A 6325-nucleotide genomic window follows, 5' to 3' on the forward strand; every position below is an offset into this window, starting at 1 on the left:
ATAATTTAATGAACTTTACTATCCCTGTTTCGCTACTGAAAAAGCTTATTTGTTTTTCAAAGCGGGTGCAAAAGTAGTAATACTTTACTTACCTGCAAGTGTTTTTTAAGGTTTCTTTGTCGGAATTTCAGTTCAATTATGTAACATGCTAAAAACGTAACTCTTATGGGGGGAAGCTTTTTTGGAAAGGTCAGGTCAACCACACAGGGTTGACCATGTGTTGCCCTAATAAGGGGTAAATATGCATAGTACTATTATATTATACAGTATATAGCAAAGAATAACCCCCTAAATAAAGTACCGGGTAAAAAACTCACCCGGTATCACATTACAGATTCTTTTCTTTGAATCAATATTTTTGGATTTTTATATCTACCATTATTCTGTCACTGTTCACATACTTTGCTTTTATAACTCCCTTTTGCCCTGTAGAAATTTCAAATAAAATAATACCAGGGAAATAATTATTACCGAAAGCATTATTGTCGTCTATAATAGTTAAATCTTTCAGCTTGCTATCGTCCTCGAGGGCATCAAAATCATCAACACTAAATATTGAATCTATTACAAAATTCTTAACAAGGGTAAGAGTTGCTCCTGGCACATCGTAACGTTCAGTTACAGTAGGACTTTCAAAAAAAAACAACGAATTACCCCAACCTTCATAAGCCAAATGTATAAGAGAACCATTTTCTGCGGATATTTCGCTGTCTTTATACATCTTTCCGGTTTCAAATGAAAATAACCTGCCGTAAACATCGCTGCTCCCATCATGGGCAAACTCCAGATCAGTATATGTTACTACGGCATTATTTCCTGTTACTGTTACAGTTTTTGTTATTTCTTTTTCCACTGATCCATTGGAAACAATCAGTGTAACTTCCAAATCACCTGCCTTATCTACTGTAATTGCACCCGGTGTTTTGTCAGATGATGTACTAATACTTGCTCCTTCGCTAAGTGACCACTGGTAGCCGGTAGCTCCGGTTGAATTATTAGTAATCGAAAGCTCTGCATTGGGAGATTCTCCCGTTACTGTAAGTTCAAAGTCTGGATTTAATTTTACCAAATCGCTGTCATCTTTTGAGCATGAAAGAAGAGCGATACTCGCAAAAAGTCCAATAATAATAGATTTTTTCATAATTGTTTATTTATTAATGTTAGTTACTAATTCTAATTTGGGGGATTCCCCTTGAAGTTGGGGGTACTGTTGTTGCCTGATAAACTTAATTCCAATTTTGTCAATAATTGAAAATAGCAGCTTATTATTCAGTTTTTGAAACTAAATGATGGGGATTAAGAATATATACTTTTTCATAATGATATTTGGAGTTTGGGATTAGTCTGTTTTTCGTCTATAAAAATATGATTATTGGCCGTTAAAATGACACATTATAATAGATTTGATCATAAAAACACATTACAAAATAACATGGCGGTTATAACTGTAATACAACTTCTTAAAGTTGGGAAAAAAAAGATTTCATATAGATGTGGGATTTCGTTTCCCGAGATTCACACCTGTGTTGAAGGATTTTTCTCACCCTCAACGGACTACAGTATACCCATGTAGTGGGAGTTATAAACATAAGGATTACAGTAATTTACCGTAAGAGCTCCTCTGATTTCACTAATACATGAAACTACGCCCCGGATGGAAGCGTTACCCTGCAGGAGTTAAAGCCATTGAACAAAATTTTGCCGTGGCTCTGACCACAGGAAGAGACCACGGCAAAATTTATTGTGAAAGGCTTTAACGACGAAGCGTAATAGCGGACAGCCGGATCAGGCGCATAATAATACCAAATAAACACCTAACACAAACATTATTCAGAAGTCTTAATGTCTTTAAGTCGCAATTGGAGCGATTTCATTCCCTGCCACTCATTTTCCTCTATAACATAAACTGCATCGAACTGGCCATTATTCTCTACTATCTTAATCTTCTCGCCCAAACCAAAGCCTATTGAATTAAATGTTCTGTTATCGCCGGCATGAATAATATTGAGTTTAATATGGCTGCCATCCTCCCCTACTTTCTTACCATAACCATTATCGCTCAATCCCTTTGACATAAAAACCGGGTGCATATTTCCGGGGCCGAAAGGGGCAAATTGTTTAAGGACGGAGTAAAACTTATTATCGATTTGACTCAAAACTATCTCGCTCGATATTACTGTATCCGGAACCAAACAGTCTTCGCTTATGGTTTCCCTGACTACATCTTCGAACTTCTGCTTGAATTTTGAATAATTTTCATCCAACACAGTTAGCCCGGCGGCGTATTTATGCCCACCAAACTGATCGATATAATCGCTACATGCATTTAAGGCTTCATAAACATCGAATCCTTTTACCGATCTAACCGATCCGGACAGTTTATTGCCACTTTTGGTGAAAACTACGGTAGGCCTGTAATACGTTTCTATAAGACGGGAGGCTACAATGCCGATAACCCCTTTATGCCAGTTTTCATCATAAACAACGGTAGAGAAACCTTCTTTTTCATTTTTTTCATCAATTTGTTTTAAGGCTTCGATCGTTATATTTTTATCGGTCTCCTTTCTGCTATCGTTATATTCGTTTATTTTCCAGCTTTGTGTTCTTGCCTGTTCCAAATCGGGCTGAATCATTAAACGAACTGCATACTTTCCGTGTTTCATCCTCCCTGCCGCATTTATTCGCGGTGCAATTTTAAAAACCACATCGGTAATTGAGAACTCTTTATTATTATAAAGTTCCATAATGGCCTTAAATCCGGGTCGTGGAGAAGAATTTAGCTTCTTTAATCCATGATGTGCCAAAATCCTGTTCTCGCCCGTAATATGAACAATATCGGCTCCTATACTAACAGCCACTAAATCGAGATATTCAATAAGCTCTGAACTGTCAATATTGTTTTGTTGTGCGAAAGCCTGAATTAATTTGAAACCTACCCCACAACCGCTTAACTCCTTATAGGGATAATTATCATCCACTCTTTTGGGATCCAAAACTGCAACTGCTTCAGGGATTTCATCGCCCGGAGTATGGTGATCGCAAATAATAAAATCTATTTTTTTCTGATTGGCATACTCTACCTTGTCTACAGCCTTTATTCCACAATCGAGGGCAATTATTAAACTGCAATCGTTATCCTCTGCGTAATCAATGCCCTGAAAAGACACTCCATAACCCTCGGTGTATCTGTCGGGAATGTACACATCTACATCAGAATGATGCTTTTTTATAAATGAATACATCATAGATACTGCCGTAGTACCATCTACATCATAGTCGCCATAAATCAGTATCTTTTGCCCTTCGCTAATAGCTCTTTCGATCCTTGAAACTGCCTGCTCCATATCTTTCATAAGAAACGGATCGTGAAGTTTATTTAAATCAGGACGAAAGAATTCTTTGGCAGAATCGAAATCTTCGATTCCGCGTTGTGCCAATAATTTGGAGATAATTTCATGGTCGTAAACCTCTTTTCGAAGTTTTGTGACTACTGCTTCATCAGGATTTGGTAATATTTTCCAGTTCATGGTAATCTATTATGGGGGTAAATTTACTAATATAAATATAGCTAAAACGAAGCAGATACTCTAATTATATATTATCCGGATCAGTTGAGGCATTTTCACTTATATCGGTTTGCATCTGAAAAGTATTTTTAAACAGCGTATTGTAAATATCTTCTACAAGAGCTTCTGACAAACCCAACTCTGCACCTTTTAAAACTCTCGTTTTAAGAATTTCGTTAAGCCTTTTTATCTCAAATGAACTTACATTATTCTTACTTTTAAAGTCTTCGATTTCCTTTACGGCCTTTACTCTTGTAGAAAGTATCTGAAGAAATTGTTCATCAATATCATTAAGGTTTTCTCTGAGTTCCGATAAATGGCCAAGATATTTCTCATCTCCTGTGGTTTCGGGTTTAAAACAGAGTCTGTTCATTATATCATCAAGATTTGAAGGAGTAATCTGCTGAGCGGCATCGCTTAATGCCACATCCGGATTATTATGGGTTTCAATTATAAAACCATCAAAATTCAGATCTAACGAAGTTTGACAAATCTTAGCAATAAGATCCCTGCGTCCGGCAATATGACTCGGATCGGTTATTATTGGCATATCAGGATATAGGCGCATGAGCTCAACTGCCACACTCCACGAAGGAATATTTCGAAAAGGAGCTGAGTTTGATGAGAAAAATCCACGGTGAATAGCTCCGATATTATTCAAGCCTACCTGAGAAAATCGTTCAATAGCTCCATCCCAAAGAGCAATCTCTTCGTGAATAGGGTTTTTTATAAAAACAGGGATATCCGCTCCCCTTAATGATTCCGATAACTCCTGAACAAGAAAAGGATTAACCGTAGTCCTGGCTCCTATCCACAAAACATCAATATTATGTTTTAGTGCCTGTTCAACATGAAAAGTACTCGCTACTTCGGTAGATACCAATAAACCGGTTTCTTCTTTCACTTTTTCAAGCCACGGCAATGCTGTTACCCCGATCCCGTCAAATGATCCCGGTCTTGTACGTGGTTTCCAAACTCCTGCTCTGAATATAGATGTTTTACCCGATTGAGCTATTTGACGTGCAGTATTTAAAACCTGCATTTCACTTTCGGCACTACAGGGACCTGCAATTAACAGTGGTGAGTCTTTCCTTTCCCACCAATCAGACAGGTTATTTTGTTTTGTTATTTGCATCTTTGAATTTGATTTAACTCAAAGTTAAACAAATGAGAATAATTGTAGATAAAATGTACCGACAATTTCTATTTTGTGCTTTTTCCTTCTACAATCACGACCATCTCCCCTTTTGGGGCTTTACTATCGAAATGCTGTATTAATTCTTCAACACTTCCTCTTAAAGTTTCTTCGTGAAGTTTTGTAATCTCTCTTGAGATACTTACTCTGCGTTCTGCTCCAAAATAGGTGGCAAAATCTTTAAGTGTTTTAATTATTTTATGAGGAGATTCGTAGATTATCATGGTACGGCTTTCTTCAGCCAGAACCTTAAACCTTGTCTGCCGTCCTTTTTTTACCGGTAAAAAACCTTCAAAAACAAACTTGTCGTTAGGTAAAGCAGAATTTACAAGAGCCGGAACAAAAGCTGTGGCTCCGGGGAGACAATCTATTTCAATTCCACTCTGAACACAAGCTCTGCTCAACAGAAATCCCGGATCGGAAATGGCAGGAGTACCGGCATCGGTTATCATTGCTATTGTCTCACCGTTTTTTATACGCTGAACAAGACTGTCGACAGTTTTATGCTCATTGTGCATGTGATGAGAAATCATTTGTGTAGTAATCTCAAAATGTTTGAGCAATTTAGAAGATGTACGTGTATCCTCAGCGAGAATCAAATCTACCTCATTCAGAACCTTCACGGCTCTAAAAGTCATATCATCCAGATTGCCTATTGGCGTTGGCACCAAATATAATTTCGACATTATGCTTCGAATTTAGATCCAATTATTTCCATAAATCTATCTACATACTTCTCCTGATTATCCCAATCGTGTTCAGGTTTTACGTAATTATCAATAAATTCTTCGACTTCCGAATAGTTATTAAATGAATTTACCTGCGACAATACCCTATTGAAATCCTGTTGATTGCCATCGAATAATTCTTTTACAAATGCAATTCTGTCATTAAGACCTATTTGTACCGAGGTCTTCTTCAATTCATCGTGAAGTGACTTTTGCAAAGCCATACTTTCGTGCAAACTCTGCGGAATATCTTCTTCTTTTTGGCTCTCGACTGCTTTAGAGTCAACTTTTGTGATCTCATCAGCAACAACTTCAATAATATCTTCTTTTACTGCTTCTTTTTTGTCAGCAACAACTTCTTCAGTTATTTCTGGCAGAGTTTCCTGTTTATCATCTACCGCCGTTTCTTCCTTTTTCGCAAGTTCTCCGATACTACCTTCCAAAAACTCTAAAATAACCAACTTATCGCGAAGACTTGAGATTTTTTCCTTCAAAACAGTTGCATTTAAGCTGTTCGAACTTTCAATCTCTCTGGCGATTTCTCTTATTTCTATAATTATTTTGTGTTTCATTTGTAATAATTGTTTTTCAGTGGTCAAATGGTACATTCATCTATTAAGTCAATACAAAATAACAAATTAACAGCCAATGAATGGTTCATTTGTAATAATTGTTTTTCAGTGGTCAAATGGTACATTCATCTATTAAGTCAATACAAAATAACAAATTGACAGCCGATGAATGGTTCATTTGTAATAATTGTTTTTCAGTGGTCAAATGGTACATTCATGTATTTAGATACCACAAATTAACGAAATTGTACCCATGAATGGTTC

At 36.8% G+C, this 6325-nt stretch carries 5 protein-coding genes; all 5 read right to left on the reverse strand.

All coding sequences use genetic code 11. From position 1 onward, the window contains the following. Positions 1 to 349: 349 nt before the first annotated feature. Positions 350 to 1141 (reverse strand): hypothetical protein, encoded by a 792-nt coding sequence (locus ABFR62_12440; GenBank protein MEN8139232.1) that lies wholly within the window; start codon positions 1139 to 1141, stop codon positions 350 to 352. Between the two features lie 685 nt (positions 1142 to 1826). After that, the gene (gene recJ / locus ABFR62_12445; protein ID MEN8139233.1) at positions 1827 to 3527 is read right to left on the reverse strand and encodes a single-stranded-DNA-specific exonuclease RecJ; all 1701 of its coding nucleotides are present in this window, start codon (positions 3525 to 3527) and stop codon (positions 1827 to 1829) included. A 64-nt stretch (positions 3528 to 3591) separates the two neighbouring features. Continuing rightward, positions 3592 to 4701: a chorismate mutase gene (locus ABFR62_12450; protein ID MEN8139234.1), complete on the reverse strand. Its 1110-nt coding sequence runs from the start codon at positions 4699 to 4701 to the stop codon at positions 3592 to 3594. Positions 4702 to 4769: 68 nt separating this feature from the next. After that, on the reverse strand, positions 4770 to 5447 hold the full coding sequence (gene rsmI / locus ABFR62_12455) for a 16S rRNA (cytidine(1402)-2'-O)-methyltransferase (GenBank protein ID MEN8139235.1): 678 nt from the start codon (positions 5445 to 5447) through the stop codon (positions 4770 to 4772). Further along, positions 5447 to 6061, reverse strand: a complete 615-nt coding sequence (locus ABFR62_12460; protein ID MEN8139236.1) for a hypothetical protein — start codon at positions 6059 to 6061, stop codon at positions 5447 to 5449. The genes rsmI and ABFR62_12460 overlap by 1 nt, the downstream gene beginning before the upstream one ends. Positions 6062 to 6325 lie beyond the last annotated feature (264 nt).

It is taken from the genome of Bacteroidota bacterium (assembly GCA_039714315.1).
GTDB lineage: Bacteria > Bacteroidota > Bacteroidia > Flavobacteriales > JADGDT01 > JADGDT01.

Coding starts and splice junctions, on each gene's coding strand:
- rsmI (MEN8139235.1), bottom strand. CDS start 5,447: ATGTCGAAATTATATTTGGTGCCAACGCCAATAGGCAATCTGGATGAT.
- ABFR62_12440 (MEN8139232.1), bottom strand. CDS start 1,141: ATGAAAAAATCTATTATTATTGGACTTTTTGCGAGTATCGCTCTTCTT.
- ABFR62_12460 (MEN8139236.1), bottom strand. CDS start 6,061: ATGAAACACAAAATAATTATAGAAATAAGAGAAATCGCCAGAGAGATT.
- recJ (MEN8139233.1), bottom strand. CDS start 3,527: ATGAACTGGAAAATATTACCAAATCCTGATGAAGCAGTAGTCACAAAA.
- ABFR62_12450 (MEN8139234.1), bottom strand. CDS start 4,701: ATGCAAATAACAAAACAAAATAACCTGTCTGATTGGTGGGAAAGGAAA.